Source organism: Rhizobium sp. SL86, assembly GCF_026672545.1.
GTDB lineage: Bacteria > Pseudomonadota > Alphaproteobacteria > Rhizobiales > Rhizobiaceae > Neorhizobium.
This window is the reverse complement of sequence record NZ_JAPPRJ010000001.1, coordinates 459216-475714: the sequence shown is the minus strand read 5'-3', so window position 1 is coordinate 475714 and position 16499 is coordinate 459216. Positions and strand designations below refer to the sequence as shown.

The following is a 16499-nucleotide window of genomic DNA, read 5'->3' as shown; positions in this document are numbered from 1 at the left end:
AAACAGTCCTCTTCTCACAGATGAGTCCGGTTTAAATCGATTTGAATGCCAGTGGAATAGCCTGGACGATGACTTTTTTCATCACCGTCGGCAGCGCCTGCGCCTCGAGTGTTTCGACCGGCTCCCACCATCCCGCCACCGCCGCGGGCTCGTCGGTACGTGTGCGAAACACGGTCAGCCGCAGTTCAAAATGCGTAAAAACGTGGCTCACCACGCCGCAGGTCTGCCAGTCTGCGGCAAACGGCGCATGGTCCGCCGTCGTGCCGCCATCCATGCGTGAGGTCCAGTCCGTCGTCGGCACCTCGCTCATGCCGCCGAGCAGCCCGGAGGTGGGGCGCCGGCGCAGGAGAACGGCCCCATCCGAAGAGACCGCCACGAAGGCGGCCCCCTGGCGCACCGGCTTCTCCTTCTTCGCCGCCTTCACCGGAAAACGTTCCGGCTCGTCGGTCGCAAGCGCCAGACAGTCGCCGCGGAAGGGACAGAGCGCGCAGGCCGGACGTTTCGGCGTACAGATCGTCGCGCCGAGATCCATCATCGCCTGGGCGAAATCGCCGGGTCGCTCTGTCGGCGTCAATTCGCGCACCTTCGCCTTCATCTGCGGTTTGGACCCCGGCAGCGGCGAATCGATCGCATAAAGCCTTGAGATGACGCGCTCCACATTGCCGTCCATCACGGCGGCGGGACGGTCGAAGGCGATCGCCGCGACGGCCGCTGCCGTATAATCGCCGATGCCGGGTAGCGACCTGAGCCCGTCCTCCGTATCGGGAAAACGTCCGGCATGCTCGGCGGCCACCGCTTCGGCGCATTTCTTGAGATTGCGGGCGCGGGCGTAATAACCGAGGCCGGCCCAGGCGGCCATCACGTCGTCCACCGGGGCCGCCGCCAGATCGGTCACGGATGGCCATGTATTGAGGAATTTACGGAAATAGGGCTTGACCGCCTGCACCGTTGTCTGCTGGAGCATCACTTCCGAAAGCCAGACGTGATATGGCTCGGCCCTTTTGCCCGCCTCGCGCTCGCGCGGTGTCACCCGCCACGGAAGTTCCCGATGGTGCCGGTCATACCAGTGAAGCAGGGTGTCGGAAAGGCGGGTTTCTGTTCGTGCGGGCATCGGATCAGGACAACAGATTACATTTGGCCCCAGTGATAGAGTGCGGTGACGTTGAAGCCAATGGCATTAGAGATGGAATTGCCGGTCCTCCTGATCAATATCGAACGCGCCGCAGCCAGGCGCGCCCTGATCGAGAGCCAGGCCGCAGAGCTTGGCATCACGCTGGAGCGGGTGGCGGGCGTCGATGGCAGTCAGGTTCCCCAGGAGGACTGGGCGGATGTCGATCTCCATCTCTTCCGCAACCGCAATGGCCGTCCGATGATGGCGGGTGAATATGGCTGTTACCGCAGCCACATCAATGCCTTCCGCCATCTGGTCGCAAGCGGCAGCAAGGCAGCCCTCGTCATCGAGGACGATGTGGCTCTCACCCATGACCTGATGCAGCGCGCCACCGCGATCCTGCAGGCGGTGCCGGAGGATTGCGTCGTCAAGCTGGTCAATCACCGCACGGTAGCCTTCCAGCACCGCTTTACCAGCGCGATGGGCGATCGCATCGGCCTGTCGCGGTTCGGGCCGCAGGGCTCGTCCGCCTGTTACCTTCTGACCGCAAAGGCCGCGGAGCGGCTGGCGGAGCGGATGCTGCCGCAATCGCTGCCGCTTGACAGTGCTCTGGAGCGCTGCTGGCAGCATGGTGTCCCGGTCTATACGACCGAGGACAATGTCATCGATTTCGGCGCGCTGCGCAACGAGACGCTGATTGCCAGCCGGGCGGACTATCGCGGGCTCAAATTGCGTGGACTGAAGAAGATGCCGACCCATATGTTCCGCGTGGCAGAAGCATTCAGGCGTGCAATTTACGCATTGGTTCGGTAAATCTTGTGCTTTAACCCGGTTGTCGGGGCCGCGGTTTCAGTGTTCTAACGGAATTATAAAAGGCCGAAATGTTTTGATGATGTCGTTCCGGAAATTCATGCTCGCACGCCGGCGGATCGATCTCTGGCTGCTTGGTCTTGCTGGCATCATGTTCCCGCTTTACCTGCCGGGCCCTGTGGGTCTGGCGAGTTTTTTTGCCATCTGCGGCCTCTATGTCGTCTTTTCCAACCGACGCCGGGCCTGGCACTATGCGGCCTCCGCTTATGGCGTCGTGGTGCTCTATTGTGCCTGGTCGCTATCCCTGATCATTCTGCGAGGCGAAGTTGAGCCTGGAAACCGCCAGTTCGGTTTCATGCTGCTCTTGTTCGGAGCGACCTTTATCGGCCCTGGCCTCTGTCTGGTGCGCAGACCCTTGCGGACCCTGGTGATCGGCACCCGCATCGGAACCTGCGCGGCCTTCCTCGTTGCACTCGGTTTGCTGCTCTATCACGGTCACGATCTTGAGCGTTACAGTGGCGGCGGCAATGCCGCGATCGTGGCGCTGCTCGTGCTCCTCGGCGCGCTGGTGGCGACGATCCGTCTCGATCAACCGCCACGTTTCCTGCCAAACGGCCTGCAATACATGGCGCTCGCCAGTTTCCCGATCTTCCTGACCGAAACCCGGGCCGTCCTGGTGCTGGTGCCCGTCCTGTTCGTCGCCGAGTTCTTCTTCTGGAGCCTTGGCTGGCGGCCTCGCATTCGCAATCGCAGTTATGCCGGGATGTTGCTCGGCATGGCCGTGTTGCTTTTCCTGCCGCCGGTCCAGGACATGATCAGCGATCGTTTCTACAGCGTCTACGAATATTACGTGGCAGGCGCCAACAACTACAACATGGAATCGGGTGATATCCGCCTGACCATGTGGGTCTCGGCGCTCGCCGTGATCAAGCAGCATCCGCTGACCGGCGTCGGTCTCATGGACATGTTTGCTCTGATGAAGGTGGAGGCGGGAAGCCATGCCGGCATGATTGAGGGCTTCAAGCACGTGCACAATTTCGTGCTGCAGGAACTGCTCGCCAACGGCGTCGTCGGTCTGGTCCTGTTGTGTGCCATCCCGACCGCTTTCTTGCTGACCGTTCTGCGCCAGACCTTGCACCGGAGCATCCAGCGGTGCGGACTTTACTTCTACGGCAGTGTCGCGATGTTTGGTCTGCTGCACGATCCGTTCTATCATGAACTGTGCCTGGCAACGAGCATGCTGTTCTTCGGCTGCTGCATGGCGCAGTTCCGCCGCTGGAACATGCTGACCCCCGCCGCGGCAAGAAAGGTCTGACCATGGCAAAGCCGCGCGTTCCACTGCAGATCGCGGAGATCGCCAACGGCATCATGGATCCAGTGCTGGCGCGCCGGGCCGGCATCACAACGGCCTTGCTCGGCTCCTGGGACGAGATCGCCGGTGAGGATTTTGCCGATTGCACCCGACCGGAAAAGATCGCCTGGCCGCGGCGCGATGGCAGCGAGGGGCCGAGCGGCCACCAGCCCGGCACCTTGACGATTGCCTGCGAAGGTGCGCGCGCGCTCTTTCTCAGCCATGCGCAGGGCGAGCTGATAGATCGCATCAATGGCTTTTTCGGTTTTCCGGCGGTGCGGCAGGTGCGCATCGTGCAGAAGCCGGTCTCGGCACCGGTTAAATCGCGTCGCAAACCCCTGCCTCTGCGCGGCGATGCCGCACGGCGCCTGCACGACATGATGGACGGGATCGAAAACGAAGCGCTCAAGAAGGCTGTCGAGCGTCTGGGAACCGCCGTTCTGCAGCCCGGCACCCGTCGCCGGCCGTAAAGGGCGGCGCTCAGCCGCCGTTCATCTCGTGCGTGTCACGATTGTTTGAGAAAACCATCCGTGCAGACGCTTGTTCTCGACAAAACGGCACTATACGGAAGTTGAACATGAATCTGCTCTTTACTGAACAATGGGTGTCCCAATGCCGATGAATGCGTTGACAATCTCCAGGCGCCAGCTTCTTGGCGGTGTCGCAGCCTCTGCCTTCAGCCTCACGCTGCTCGGCCCGGTCTCCGAAGCCTTCGCGCAGGAAAAGCCGGAATCCTCCGGCAAGGTCGACATGGCCAAGGTCCTGCAGCCGGGTCCGCTGCCGGAAATGTCGATCGGCGATGAAAAGGCACCGGTCACCATCGTCGAATACATGTCGATGACCTGCCCGCATTGCGCCCATTTCCACGCCACCACCTTCGATCCGATCAAGACGAAATACATCGACACCGGCAAGGTGCGCTTCATCCTGCGCGAGTTCCCGTTTGATCCGGTTGCGACCGCGGCCTTCATGCTGGCGCGCTGCAATCCGTCCAACCCGCAGCAGCTCGCGGGTTCGAAGGAATATTACGCCATGGTCTCGATGCTCTTTAAGCAGCAGCGTGCCTGGGCGGCTCCGGCGGACGGCAATGTGCGCAACGCGCTGCTGCAGCAGTCGAAACTCGCCGGTTTTACACAGGAGAGCTTCACCGCCTGCTTGACGAACCAGAAGCTTCTCGATGATGTGAACGCCACGATGAAGCGCGGCGCCGAAGAGTTTGGCGTAAATTCGACGCCGACCTTCCTGATCAACGGCAACCGCTATTCTGGAGACATGTCGGTTGAAGCCATGTCTGCCCTCATCGACAGCCTGCTCTGAGACGACCGTTCCGGGTAAGGAAAAGGGCGTGTGGCCTTGCCGCGCGCCCTTTTTGCCGTCTGCGGCTCGCTTGGCCGCCCGCTGGCCGGACCTGAGGCGAAGCGCATGAAGTTCAACAAGCTGCGCCTGACCGGTTTCAAGTCCTTCGTCGAACAGACCGAGTTCGTCATCGAACCGGGCCTCACCGGCGTCGTCGGTCCGAACGGCTGCGGCAAGTCGAACCTCGTCGAAGCGCTGCGCTGGGTGATGGGGGAAAACTCCTACAAGAACATGCGCGCGTCCGGCATGGACGACGTGATCTTCTCCGGCTCCGGCAACCGCCCGGCGCGCAACACGGCGGAAGTGGCGCTGTTTCTCGACAATGCCGACCGCTCTGCACCTGCCGCCTTCAATGATAGCGACGAAATCCAGGTCTCGCGCCGCATCGAGCGGGAGCAGGGGTCGGTCTACCGCATCAACGGCAAGGAGGCGCGCGCCAAGGATGTGCAGCTTCTGTTTGCTGATGCCTCCACCGGCGCCCGCTCGCCCTCCATGGTCGGGCAGGGGCGTATCGGCGAGCTGATCCAGGCCAAACCTCAGGCACGCCGCCAGTTGCTGGAAGAAGCCGCCGGCATTTCCGGCCTGCATTCGCGTCGCCACGAGGCCGAACTGCGTCTGCGCGCCGCCGAAACCAATCTGGAGCGATTGGAAGACATCACCGCCCAGCTGGAAAGCCAGATCGAAAGCCTGAAACGCCAGGCGCGTCAGGCGAACCGCTTCAAGATGCTGTCGGCCGATATCCGCCAGCGCGAAGCGCTTCTTTTGCACATCCGTTTCGTCCAGGCCCGCGAGGCGGAAAACGAGGCGGCGATTGCGCTGAATGCCGTCACCTCGCTCGTCGCGGAAAAGGCGCAGGCGCAGATGGAGGCGGCCAAGGCGCAAGGCATTGCCAGCCTCAAGCTGCCGGAACTGCGGGAGGCGGAAGCGAAAGCAGGGGCCGCCCTGCAGCGCCTGCAGATCGCCCGCAGCCAGCTCGATGAAGAGGCCGACCGTCTTTCGCGGCGCCGAGATGACCTGATGCGCCGGCTCGCCCAATTGGGCGAGGATATTCGCCGCGAAGAACAGCTGATGGCCGACAATGCCGATGTGCTGGCACGGCTCGATGCCGAGGATGAGGAGCTTCGAGCACTTCTCGACCAGTCGGGCGAAGAGGCGGAGGAGACCAAGGCCGCCTTTGACGATGCCGCGGCAAAACTGGCCGAAAGCGAACGCCAGTTCGCCGCTGTCACCGCCGAGCGTGCGGAGGCGGCGGCAAACCGCGCCCAGCTAGAACGGGCGATCCGCGACATCGCCGACCGGCGTCTCCGTCTCGATCGCCAGCTGTCGGAGGCCGGCAGCGAGGTGGAGGCTTTGACGGAAAGGCTGGCGGGCCTTGCCGATCCGGAGGAGCGCCGCGAGGCGGTCGAGGCGGCCGAAAGCGCGCTCGAGGATGCGAGCCTTGTGATCGAGGCGATCGAGGAGCGGCTGGCGGAAGCGCGCACCCGCGAGATCGAGGCCCGTCGCCCGGTGGAGACGGCGCGTGCCAGCCTGAACGGCCTGGAGACGGAAGCCCGCACCATTCGCAAGATGCTGGCAACGGGGGCGGCCAGCGGCAGTTTTGCCCCGGTTGCCGAGATGATCCGTGTCGATCGTGGGTTCGAGGCAGCTCTTGGCGCAGCGCTTGGCGATGATCTCGACAGCCCGCTCGATCCGTCGGCCCCGGCCCACTGGTTGAAGAACGGCGATGGACGCGAGGATCCCTCGCTGCCGCCGGGCGTTTTGCCGCTGTCTGCCCATGTGAACGCGCCGCCGGAGCTCAACCGGGCTCTGCGTCAGGTCGGTATCGTCGAACCCGCCGAGGCCGCACGCTTGATGCCGCAGCTGAAGCCCGGCCAGCGGCTGGTGACGAAGGACGGCGCGGTCTACCGTTGGGATGGCCATGTCACCGGCTCGGAAGCCCCCTCAGCGGCGGCCTTGCGCCTTGCGCAGAAGAACCGGCTGTCGGAACTGGAAGCGGAGATCGACGAGGCGCGTATTATTCTTTCCGAGGCTGAAAGCCTGCTCGGCGATGCGGGCGAGGTCATCCGTGCGGAAGAGCTGAACCTAGCGGAAGCGCGCGAACGCAGCCGCATCCTCACCCGCACGCTCTCGGATGCGCGCGAGGCGCTCTCCCAGGCCGAACGGGCGGCCGGTGACCTGATGCGCCGCCGCGCCGCGGTCGAAAGCGCGCTCGAGCAGCTGCGCGGGCAGGGCGAAGAACTGGACGAGCAGGCCGAGGCAGCCCGCAGCGAACTGGAAGAGGCGCCGGACCTTTCCGATGTCGAACGGCGTCTGACCGCGCAGCAGATGGCGGTGGCCACCGACCGCGCCGAACTGGCAGAAGCCCGCGCCCGTTTCGAAGGCCTGTCGCGGGAGATGGAGGCACGCCGCCGCCGCCTCTCGGCCATTGCACAGGAGCGTGGCACCTGGGCCGCCCGTGCGGCGAGCGCCGAAGATCATATCGCGACGTTGCGCGAGCGTGAGGAGGAGGCCCGCGAGGAGGTGGCCGAACTCGATCTGGCTCCGGAGGAGTTCGAGGACAAGCGCCGTGCCTTGCTCACCGAATTGCAGAAGGCCGACGAGGCGCGCCGCGAGGCCGGTGATCGGCTGGCGGAAGCAGAAACGCGTCAGCGCGAGGCCGACCGGCAGGCGGCAACCGCACTTGCGGAGCTGGCGGAAGCCCGCGAAAAGCGCGGTCGTGCCGAAGAGCGCCTCGTTTCGGCCGCCGAACGCCGCCACGATGCCGAAAACGCCATCCGCCAGACCCTGTCGATCGAACCGCACGACATCTTCCGCCTTGCCGGCATCCAGCCAGGTGCCGCGCTTCCCGATACGGTCCAGGTGGAGCGAGAGGTCGACCGGCTGAAGATCGAACGCGAGCGGCTCGGTGCCGTCAACCTGCGCGCCGATGAGGAGCAGAAGGAGTTGTCCGAAAAGCTCGCCAGCCTCATCAAGGAGCGCGACGACATCATCGACGCGATCAAGAAACTCCGGTCCGCCATCCAGAGCCTTAACCGCGAGGGCCGCGAGCGTCTGATCGCCGCCTTCGATGTGGTGAATGCGCAGTTCCAGCGCCTGTTCACCCACCTCTTTAATGGCGGCACGGCCGAACTGCAGCTGATCGAAAGCGATGATCCGCTGGAAGCCGGGCTCGAAATCCTCGCCCGCCCGCCGGGCAAGAAACCGCAGACCATGACGCTCCTGTCGGGTGGCGAGCAGGCGCTGACGGCTATGGCGCTGATCTTTGCCGTCTTTCTCACCAATCCGGCGCCGATCTGCGTGCTGGACGAAGTGGATGCGCCGCTCGATGACCACAATGTCGAACGATATTGCAACCTGATGGATGAGATGGCGGCCTCCACGGAGACACGTTTCGTCATCATCACCCATAACCCCATCACCATGGCGCGGATGAACCGGCTATTTGGGGTCACCATGGCGGAGCAGGGCGTGTCCCAGCTGGTCTCCGTCGATCTGCAGACCGCGGAACTGCTGCGCGAGGCAAGCTGAGCCGGCAACCGTGCCGGCCTTCCGCGGTTCCACTGCGACAGGCAGCGGTGACCGTGTCGCTGCCGCGAACTGTGAGAGACACACGATGATCGCCCGGCTTTTCCTTGTCATCCTCCTTTTCGTTCCGGTTCAGGCCTTCGCGGCGGAGGCAAAATCCGGCCGTTTCCTGCATGAGGTGCTCGCCTCATCGAAGGTGCATGAACAGAACCTGCGCAAATTGCTGCAGGGGGAGCGTGGGCTTCCTTCCTGGGTGCGCAACATGCTGTCCCGGCCGCGTTACGTCTCGGGCGCCTCGCAGGCCGTCACCGTGGATGGCGTGGCGATGGAGCTTTTTGGCGCTTGCCTTGCCAAACACTGCCCAGACAGCCAGTTGCGGGTTCTCTTCCTGCCGGACGGGAAGGTCGTTGCCCTCCGCGTGACGGATAAAACTCTCGGTCAGGTTGTGCTCGGCAAACCTTCAGCCGACGCGCTATCTCAATTGCGGCGTGAAGGGCTCTAGGGAATGCCTTTGGTCTGTGCACATCTGCGTGACCAAAAGGGGCAAAGGATGCGCCAAAGGCCTGGCGTTTGACGCAGGAAGAGAAATTCTTGAAATTTATCAAACCTGTTGCAGAAATCTGTGGAATTACCCGGCCTTTTGAGGGGTGCCTATAATTTCTTGTCCCCTTATTATGACTGCTATCGAAGCTCATAATGTTGTGCTACGCAGCATCCATATGTCAGTTTCTTGCTGACACGTGCGCGTTTCGCACCCCCCGGCAGGGTTCCTGTACCTGCCGGAAGGCTTTGCGGGGCCGGAGCAGGCGGCCCCGCAAAGCCTGTTTCTCCACCGCTCCCGTCTTGACCGAATGCGCGTACAGGCTGCATCCCTGTGCCATGATCGTCGATGCTGGCTGCCGTTCCCTTCGTCCTTGTTCCCGCCATCGCGGCAGTGAAAGTGCCGCAATTTTGTTGCAATGCAGCATCATCCTGCATACCCCCGGTTTTCAAGGGCCTTCAACTCCTGTAAATGCTTGAGAAAACAAGAAGCAGCTATGCTCGGTGGAGGAGAACGATGACGAAATGGGTCTACCGCTTTGGTGGCGGAGAGGCGGAGGGGCGGGCAGTCGATGTTGCGCTTCTGGGCGGCAAGGGCGCAAACCTTGCCGAGATGGCCTCGCTTGGCCTGCCGGTGCCGCCGGGTCTCACCATCACCACCGATGCCTGCCTGGCCTATTTCGCCTCCGGAAAGCGCCTGCCGGACGATCTGAAAGCCCAGGTTCTCGACGGGATTGCCGAGATGGAACGGCTGACCGGCCGAACCTTCGGCGGCTCCGCCCATCCGCTGCTTCTCTCCGTGCGCTCCGGTGCCCGTGCCTCGATGCCCGGCATGATGGATACGGTTCTCAATCTCGGTCTCAACGACGAGACGGTTCAGGCGTTGGGTCACGATGCCGGCGATGCACGTTTTGCCTGGGACAGTTATCGCCGCTTCATCCAGATGTATGGCGACGTCGTCATGGGGCTCGACCACGAGATTTTCGAGGAGATCCTCGAGGACGAAAAATCCCGCCTTGGCCATGATTACGACACCGAACTTTCCGCCGTCGAATGGCAGCATGTCGTTTCCCTCTACAAGCAGGTGATTGCCGAGGAACTGGACGAGGAGTTTCCGCAGGATGCCGAGGTGCAGCTGTGGCGGGCGATTGCGGCTGTCTTTTCCAGCTGGAACAATGCCCGCGCCGTGACCTATCGCACGCTGCACCGCATCCCGCATGACTGGGGAACAGCGGTCAATGTGCAGGCCATGGTCTTCGGCAATCTCGGCTCCTCGTCGGCGACCGGTGTTGCCTTCACCCGCAACCCCTCGACCGGCGAGAAGAGCCTCTACGGCGAATTCCTCATCAATGCGCAGGGCGAGGATGTCGTGGCCGGCATCCGCACGCCGCAATCGCTGACGGAGGAGGGCAGGCTCGCCGCGGGCTCCGAAAAACCCTCGCTCGAAAAGCTGATGCCGGAGACCTTTGCTGAGTTCAAGGCGATCTGCGCGCGACTCGAATCTCATTACGGCGACATGCAGGACGTGGAATTCACCGTTGAGCGCGGCAAACTTTGGATGTTGCAGACCCGCTCCGGCAAGCGCACGACGCGCGCGGCGATGAAGATTGCCGTCGATCTGGTGGATGAGGGCGTGATTTCCGAAGAGGAGGCGATCTGCCGCATCGAGCCGCCCTCGCTCGACCAGCTGCTGCATCCGACCATCGATCCGAGGGTCGAACGCACCATTCTCGGCTCCGGCCTTCCGGCCTCGCCGGGGGCGGCGTCTGGCGAAATCGTCTTTACCGCCGAAGATGCGGTCGCGGCCGAAGCGGAAGGCCGCAAGGTCGTGCTGATCCGCATCGAGACCAGCCCGGAAGACATTCACGGCATGCACGTGGCCGAAGCGATCCTGACGACCCGCGGCGGCATGACGAGCCACGCAGCCGTCGTCGCGCGCGGCATGGGTATCCCCTGCGTCGTCGGCGCCGGTGCTCTGCGCGTCGATATGCGCAACGAACTCCTGATCGGCCCGGGCTTCACGCTGAAGCGCGGCGAGATCGTCACCGTCGACGGCTCCTCCGGTCATCTGCTGAAGGGCGAAGTGCCGATGATCCAGCCGGCCCTCTCCGGCGATTTCGGCCGGCTGATGCAATGGGCCGACAAGGCACGACGGATGGCCGTGCGCACCAATGCCGATACACCGGCGGATGCGCGCGCTGCCCGGTCTTTCGGTGCGGAAGGCATCGGCCTCTGCCGTACCGAACACATGTTCTTCGAGGGCGGCCGCATTCATGTGATGCGCGAGATGATTCTGGCCGAAGACGAGGCGGGACGCCGCGCGGCCCTCGACAAGCTGCTGCCCATGCAACGGTCTGATTTCACCGAACTCTTCACAATCATGTCGGGGCTTCCCGTCACCATCCGCCTGCTCGATCCGCCGCTGCACGAATTCCTGCCGAAGAGCCAGGAGGAAATCATCGAGGTGGCGGCGGCGATGGAGATGGAGCCGGCACAGCTGTCGCGCCGGGTCGAGGCGCTGCACGAGTTTAACCCGATGCTCGGCCATCGCGGCTGCCGTTTGGCGATCTCCTATCCGGAAATCGCCGAAATGCAGGCGCGGGCCATCTTCGAGGCGGCGGCCACTGCCGCAAGGGCGACGGGTGCAGCCGTGGAGCTGGAAATCATGGTGCCGCTTGTCGGCCTGCGCTCCGAACTCGATTACGTGAAGGCCTGCATCGACAAGGTGGCCGCCGATGTCTCCGCCGAAACCGGCATGCAGATCGGCTTCCTCGCCGGCACGATGATCGAACTGCCGCGCGCGGCGATCCGCGCCCATGTGATTGCCGAGACGGCGGATTTCTTCTCCTTCGGCACCAACGACCTGACGCAGACCACCTTCGGCATTTCGCGTGACGATGCGGCAAGCTTCATCCCCACCTACCAGCGCAAGGGCATCATCGTGCATGATCCGTTCATTTCGCTGGATTTCGATGGGGTCGGCGAACTCATCCGCATCGCTGCCGAACGCGGCCGCAAGACGAAACCCAGCCTGAAACTCGGCATCTGCGGCGAACACGGCGGCGACCCGGCCTCCATCCGCTTCTGCGAAGACGTCGGGCTCGACTACGTCTCCTGCTCGCCCTTCCGCGTGCCCATCGCCCGGCTCGCCGCGGCACAGGCCGCCATCGACGAGCGACGGCGGGGGGGCTAGCAATGTATGTACAAAAATGTCAATATCGGATAAAGTGACATTTGAATGGGATCCCGAAAAGGCTCGGCGCAACCGGATAAAGCATCTGGTGTCTTTCGAACTCGCACGCGAGGTGTGGGATAATCCGTTGCATGTCATTGTTCCAGATCGCGTTGTGGATGGCGAGGAACGTTGGCACGCCGTCGGAATTGTTGGTGCGGTTGTTCTGCTTGTCGTGGTTCACACCTATCCGCGAATGAACAATGACACCGTTGTTCGTATTATTGGCGCCCGCAAAGCGACCAAACAGGAAAGGCAGCGATATGAGCAAGGCGGATGACAGGCTATTGGAACTTGCTCGGCTCGAGGCCCTGCCTGACAATGCGATCGATACGCATGATATTCCGGAAGCGCCCGGAGAAAACTGGCTGAACGCCAGGCGCGGGGATCTGTATCGCCCCGTAAAGCAGGCGATTACCATTCGCCTGGATGCCGATATCGTTGCATGGTTTAAGGACAATGCGGGTGGCAGCGGCTACCAGACAGACATAAACCGTGTTTTGCGTTTGCATGTGTCCCAGTCGCACAAGCGGGACGCGTGAGGAGGGAGTAGTTTTCACTATGACCGATCTCCTCGAACACGCCGTCAACCGACTTCGCATGCTGCCGTTCGACCAGCAGAATGAGATGGCGCGTCTGTTGATGCGGTTGCTGGATGCCGAAGCCGAGCCGGTTTCCTTCTCGGCTGCGGAGCGGGCAGCCATTGCAAAGTCGAAAGCGGCGGCAGCGCGCGGGGAATTTGCCAGCGATGAGGAAGTCCGTGCGGTTTGGGCGGGCCATGGCCTTTGAAGCTGTGCTATACTCGGCCCGTGCTGGAGGATTTGAAGCAGATTGCTGACTAGCTCGATCCGCGCTCGCCGGATGGAGCACGCAAAGTCCGACGGCGGATCAAGCTTCTCATCGAGCAACGGCCTTTTCACCCGCTCCTGGGCAAACGCACGGAAGATCCCGCTATCCGTCGTCTTGTGGCGACGCCTTACCTCTATCAGATACTTTATGAGATGGCGGAACGGGACATCATCATTCACGCCATCCGCCATGGCGCTAGTGATCCGTTGACGCCGCAAGGCGAGGCCGGGTCTTGACGAATTTCCTCGCCGCGACAGGCGGCAGGAGGCCGATAGAGCTACTATTCGCGCACGACATCGACCGTTGAAAGCCGCGCAACCTCCGCAAGCCACCCATCCATTCCGTCAAACGTCTCCTCCCAGCTCGGCAGCGTCTCGCCAAAACGCCAGGCCCGATCTGCGAGTTCGCGCAGGCGGCCGCGGTCCGACAGCAGCGGGCGGATGAGGTCGGCCATGCCGGCCGGATCGTCGGCGGGGGCGGCCAGCATGCCGCCGGCGGCCCAGGTGGAGACGGCGCCGGAGGCGGTCGTCACCACCGGCATGCCATGCCGGAAGGCTTCTGCCACCGCCATGCCGTATCCTTCGTAGGCCGAGGTCGCGACATAGAGATCGCTCTCCTGGAACAGTCTTTCCAGGTCGTCATCCGCCACGTCGCCGAGGAAGACGAAACGATCGGCCAGTCCGGCGGCGGCTGCCGCAGCCTTCAGCGCGGAAAGATGGTCCGGATACCGGTTCGGATCTCCGGCGATCTGCCAGCGCCAATCGACGTCTTTCAGGCAGGCGGCGACCGAGAGCATGTAGTCGTAACGTTTGCGCGGGATGATTGCCCCGACGGAGAGGATCGACAGCGGCTCCGGCCGTGTGCCGACGGCAACACGCGGCACGATCCCGTTGCCGGGCACGGCCACCCGCACCCTGTCTCCGTCCGCGCCATAGTGATGGGCAATGTAGCGCGCCGTCTCGTCGGAGGTCACGAGAATGCCGGCCGACCGGGCGATTGCCCGCCGCTCCGCTTGGCGCAGTGTTTCCGCCTGTTCATCCGCATGGTCGCCATGTTCCACCACCAGCGAATGATGAAAGATCGCCACCACCGGCAGCGTCACGGATGCAAAGACATCGGCGAGGTCGCACAGATAGATATGATCGGTCAGGAGGATGGCATCCTCCGGCAGACCCTTCAGCGCCGCAGAAAGCCACTGGCGCTCCGCCTCCGGCACGCGCGGAAAGCCCGTCTCCAGTGTCAGCTGCTCAACCCGCATGCCCTGCCGTTTCAACGCGTCGAGCAGCTGCATGTTGTAGACGAAGCCGCCGGTGCGGCGCGCGTAATCGGCGCTGGCAAGAAAAACGATCGGTGCTGGCAAGGGGAGGGGTCCTGGTGTGGCGAAGAACTGTTACCGTCGCTCTACGATCACCCGCCGTTCCAGGATCACCGGCTGGTTCCACATGGCCGCCGAACGAGCCTCGAAGGCGCGCATATCGGCGCGGCGGTCGAGATCGAGCTGCAGCAGGCACTGCGCCATGCCGTCGGTGTTCGGTTTGAAGCCATAGCCCATGCAGGTGCGCTGGTCGGCGGCGCGCCGTTCCTCGGGTGTCATCGTCTGGCAGCCGGCCAGCAGGCCGGCCAACGCCGCAAGCGCGATCAGGGCGGCGGTGCGCGAAATATTCATGAGACGGTTCCTCCGGCAAGGGTGACGACGCATAACGCATGTCGTAAAAGAAGGGGCGCAAGGCAAGTCAAAAAAGCGCGTTCTTGCCCGCCGATGCCGTCAGCGGCCGCTTGGCCGACGACGATATTGTCCGGGCGCCGGGCGGGAATGCCGATCACAGACTGGGACAAGACCGAGATCCGATGGCCGTCCGTTTTGTCAGACCCGTTTCTTCCGCCGCCTTCCTGGCCAGACGGCTCGCGCTCGGGGCTTTCCTTCTGTTGCTCATCGCCGTCGTCTCCCACCGCTTCGGCCCCTTGCCGACGCCGCAGCTGGCGGCGCTCGTGCTGCTGTCGGCGGCGATTGCCGCGCTCAGTGTACCGCTCGCTCTGCGTGGCCTGATGCAGCTGTGGACGATCGGTGCCCTGGGCGGGGTCGCGGCCGCCAAGGCGTTGTTTCTGGCGCTGCCGCCGCTGCTGCTCGTCGGTTTCTGCCTCTGGCGGTTCGAAACCATGCCGCGGCTGTTCGACCTGACGACGGATATTGCCGATCCGCCCACCTGGGTACGGCAACCGCAGGCGGACCAGATCTGGCTGAAGCGTCCGATGTTTGTCACCTCGATGGACCGCCAGGTGCAGAAAAGCGCCTATCCGGGCCTGTCTGGGCGGCGTTACGAAGGCGCGCCAGACCGGGTCTACGAGGCGGTGATGAAGGTGGCAAAGGCCGAAGGCATGCAGCTCCGGCCGCAGGGTGACAGCCCCATCGCCCGGGCGGAAAAGGCAGCCGAACGCCAGGTTCAGGCCGCCGCTCAGTCGCAGGAGCCTGCAGGTGCCCTGTCGGGGCTTCGGCTGCCCGCCATCGTGCCCGTGCCGCTACCGCGTCCCGACCGACAGGCCGCCATCGCCGCGGCGGAAGCCTCCAGCGATGTGCTGCTGCAGGGATCGACCCGCACGCTTCTTCTCGGTATTCCGTTCGACGTGGTGCTTCGCCTGCGCGAAGAGGAGGAAACGACGCTGGTGGATCTCAGGATTGCCGCCCGTTACGGCGCGCATGATCTCGGTTTCGGGGCCGGGCTTGCCGAAAGTTTCCTGAGGGCGCTTGATGCGGAAATGCTGGGTATTGCCACGCAATAGGTGTCCGGAACTGTGGTCTCACGCCACCCGGTAACGGCCGGAGAGCGCCGGCGGACCCTCGGTCAGGATTTCGCCGCGCTCCACCAGATCTTCCAGATGCGCGAGAACCGAAAGGGCGGCCGCCGGATGCAGGCGCGGATCGGTGCGGGCATAGATCGCCTTCACCATCTGGTCGATGTCCGTATCCCCGGCCTTCACCCGCTCGAAGATGGCGCGTTCGCGCATACGCCGATGCGTGCGCAGGCCGCGCAGAAAGGCTGGCGGATCGCTGACCGGCCCACCATGCCCGGGAAAGAAGATCTTGTCCTGGCCCTCGCGCGCGATCAGCTTGTCGATCGAGGCCATGAAATCGGCCATGGATCCGTCCGGCGGAGCCACGATCGTCGTGGCCCAGGCCATCACGTGATCGGCGGAAAACAGGATGCCGGTGCCCTCCAGCGCAAAGGCCGCATGATTGGCCGCGTGACCGGGCGTATGAATGCCGGTGACCTTCCAGCCGTCGCCTTCCACCGAGGCGCCGTCGGCAAGCGTGATATCGGGGCGGAAATCGTAATCGGAGCTTTCGGAGAAGGGGTTCTCTTCACCCTCATGCAGCGGGCGCGATGCGCGGTGCGGACCCTCGGCCACCGTGAGCGCCCCGGTTTCCGCCTGCAGCCGGCGGGCCAGCGGCGAGTGGTCGCGATGGGTATGGCTGATCAGGATATGGCTGACCACCTTTCCCTTCAGCGCCCGCATCAGCGCCTCGAAATGCTGGTCGTTCTCCGGCCCGGGATCGATCACGGCCACCGCGCGGCCGGGGCCGATGATGTAGGAATTCGTGCCGTGGAAGGTAAAGGGCGAGGGATTGTTGCAGGTGACCCGCCAGACACCCTCTGACAGCGGCACCGCCTCCCCATGGGCCGGTTCGAAGGCGAGGTCGAAATCGGGGGCAGCGCTCATGGCATCAC

General features: G+C 63.5%; 15 protein-coding genes. 11 read left to right on the top strand and 4 right to left on the bottom strand.

From position 1 onward, the window contains the following. Positions 1 to 31 precede the first annotated feature (31 nt). Positions 32 to 1111, bottom strand: coding sequence for an A/G-specific adenine glycosylase (gene mutY, locus OU993_RS02540; RefSeq protein ID WP_268154667.1), 1080 nt, complete (start codon positions 1109 to 1111; stop codon positions 32 to 34). 60 nt (positions 1112 to 1171) lie between these two features. Between mutY and OU993_RS02535 the strand changes: the two genes are divergently transcribed. The 10 genes from OU993_RS02535 (at position 1172) to OU993_RS02490 (ending at position 12714) form a co-directional block, all read left to right on the top strand. Then, complete coding sequence (locus tag OU993_RS02535) at positions 1172 to 1924, top strand: glycosyltransferase family 25 protein (RefSeq protein WP_268154666.1); 753 nt, start codon at positions 1172 to 1174, stop codon at positions 1922 to 1924. Between the two features lie 97 nt (positions 1925 to 2021). Next, a complete protein-coding gene (locus OU993_RS02530; RefSeq protein ID WP_268154665.1) occupies positions 2022 to 3236 on the top strand; it encodes an O-antigen ligase family protein in 1215 nt (404 codons plus the stop codon). Between the two features lie 2 nt (positions 3237 to 3238). Beyond that, positions 3239 to 3742, top strand: a complete 504-nt coding sequence (locus OU993_RS02525) for a DUF721 domain-containing protein (RefSeq protein WP_268154664.1) — start codon at positions 3239 to 3241, stop codon at positions 3740 to 3742. 142 nt (positions 3743 to 3884) lie between these two features. After that, complete coding sequence (locus OU993_RS02520) at positions 3885 to 4589, top strand: DsbA family protein (protein WP_268154662.1); 705 nt, start codon at positions 3885 to 3887, stop codon at positions 4587 to 4589. 105 nt (positions 4590 to 4694) lie between these two features. Next, the gene (locus OU993_RS02515; protein ID WP_268157471.1) at positions 4695 to 8156 is read left to right on the top strand and encodes a chromosome segregation SMC family protein; all 3462 of its coding nucleotides are present in this window, start codon (positions 4695 to 4697) and stop codon (positions 8154 to 8156) included. Between the two features lie 85 nt (positions 8157 to 8241). Next, positions 8242 to 8655, top strand: a complete 414-nt coding sequence (locus OU993_RS02510) for an Ivy family c-type lysozyme inhibitor (RefSeq protein WP_268154660.1) — start codon at positions 8242 to 8244, stop codon at positions 8653 to 8655. A gap of 555 nt (positions 8656 to 9210) precedes the next feature. Then, complete coding sequence (gene ppdK, locus OU993_RS02505) at positions 9211 to 11886, top strand: pyruvate, phosphate dikinase (protein WP_268154658.1); 2676 nt, start codon at positions 9211 to 9213, stop codon at positions 11884 to 11886. A gap of 16 nt (positions 11887 to 11902) precedes the next feature. Next, on the top strand, positions 11903 to 12205 hold the full coding sequence (locus OU993_RS02500; RefSeq protein WP_268154656.1) for a BrnT family toxin: 303 nt from the start codon (positions 11903 to 11905) through the stop codon (positions 12203 to 12205). Then, complete coding sequence (locus tag OU993_RS02495) at positions 12189 to 12467, top strand: BrnA antitoxin family protein (RefSeq protein ID WP_268154654.1); 279 nt, start codon at positions 12189 to 12191, stop codon at positions 12465 to 12467. The genes OU993_RS02500 and OU993_RS02495 overlap by 17 nt, the downstream gene beginning before the upstream one ends. A gap of 19 nt (positions 12468 to 12486) precedes the next feature. Beyond that, entirely contained in the window at positions 12487 to 12714 is a 228-nt protein-coding gene (locus OU993_RS02490; protein WP_268154652.1) for a hypothetical protein, read from the top strand. Positions 12715 to 13054: 340 nt separating this feature from the next. Here the strand turns inward: OU993_RS02490 and OU993_RS02485 are convergent, their stop codons facing one another. Together OU993_RS02485 and OU993_RS02480 are read right to left on the bottom strand one after the other, a co-directional pair. Further along, the gene (locus tag OU993_RS02485) at positions 13055 to 14134 is read right to left on the bottom strand and encodes a glycosyltransferase family 4 protein (RefSeq protein WP_268154651.1); all 1080 of its coding nucleotides are present in this window, start codon (positions 14132 to 14134) and stop codon (positions 13055 to 13057) included. Positions 14135 to 14164: 30 nt separating this feature from the next. Next, positions 14165 to 14440 carry a hypothetical protein gene (locus OU993_RS02480; protein ID WP_268154650.1) on the bottom strand — a complete coding sequence of 92 codons (276 nt, stop codon included), beginning with the start codon at positions 14438 to 14440 and terminating at the stop codon, positions 14165 to 14167. A gap of 182 nt (positions 14441 to 14622) precedes the next feature. On the opposite strand from OU993_RS02480, the gene OU993_RS02475 reads away from it, so the two are divergent. Continuing rightward, positions 14623 to 15552 (top strand): DUF1499 domain-containing protein, encoded by a 930-nt coding sequence (locus tag OU993_RS02475; protein WP_268154649.1) that lies wholly within the window; start codon positions 14623 to 14625, stop codon positions 15550 to 15552. Positions 15553 to 15570: 18 nt separating this feature from the next. Here the strand turns inward: OU993_RS02475 and OU993_RS02470 are convergent, their stop codons facing one another. Next, positions 15571 to 16491 (bottom strand): MBL fold metallo-hydrolase, encoded by a 921-nt coding sequence (locus tag OU993_RS02470; RefSeq protein WP_268154648.1) that lies wholly within the window; start codon positions 16489 to 16491, stop codon positions 15571 to 15573. Between the last annotated feature and the right edge of the window lie 8 nt (positions 16492 to 16499).

Coding starts and splice junctions, on each gene's coding strand:
- OU993_RS02530 (WP_268154665.1), top strand. CDS start 2,022: ATGCTCGCACGCCGGCGGATCGATCTCTGGCTGCTTGGTCTTGCTGGC.
- OU993_RS02520 (WP_268154662.1), top strand. CDS start 3,885: ATGCCGATGAATGCGTTGACAATCTCCAGGCGCCAGCTTCTTGGCGGT.
- ppdK (WP_268154658.1), top strand. CDS start 9,211: ATGACGAAATGGGTCTACCGCTTTGGTGGCGGAGAGGCGGAGGGGCGG.
- mutY (WP_268154667.1), bottom strand. CDS start 1,111: ATGCCCGCACGAACAGAAACCCGCCTTTCCGACACCCTGCTTCACTGG.
- OU993_RS02490 (WP_268154652.1), top strand. CDS start 12,487: ATGACCGATCTCCTCGAACACGCCGTCAACCGACTTCGCATGCTGCCG.
- OU993_RS02525 (WP_268154664.1), top strand. CDS start 3,239: ATGGCAAAGCCGCGCGTTCCACTGCAGATCGCGGAGATCGCCAACGGC.
- OU993_RS02535 (WP_268154666.1), top strand. CDS start 1,172: ATGGCATTAGAGATGGAATTGCCGGTCCTCCTGATCAATATCGAACGC.
- OU993_RS02480 (WP_268154650.1), bottom strand. CDS start 14,440: ATGAATATTTCGCGCACCGCCGCCCTGATCGCGCTTGCGGCGTTGGCC.
- OU993_RS02515 (WP_268157471.1), top strand. CDS start 4,695: ATGAAGTTCAACAAGCTGCGCCTGACCGGTTTCAAGTCCTTCGTCGAA.
- OU993_RS02510 (WP_268154660.1), top strand. CDS start 8,242: ATGATCGCCCGGCTTTTCCTTGTCATCCTCCTTTTCGTTCCGGTTCAG.
- OU993_RS02475 (WP_268154649.1), top strand. CDS start 14,623: ATGGCCGTCCGTTTTGTCAGACCCGTTTCTTCCGCCGCCTTCCTGGCC.
- OU993_RS02495 (WP_268154654.1), top strand. CDS start 12,189: ATGAGCAAGGCGGATGACAGGCTATTGGAACTTGCTCGGCTCGAGGCC.
- OU993_RS02470 (WP_268154648.1), bottom strand. CDS start 16,491: ATGAGCGCTGCCCCCGATTTCGACCTCGCCTTCGAACCGGCCCATGGG.
- OU993_RS02500 (WP_268154656.1), top strand. CDS start 11,903: ATGTCAATATCGGATAAAGTGACATTTGAATGGGATCCCGAAAAGGCT.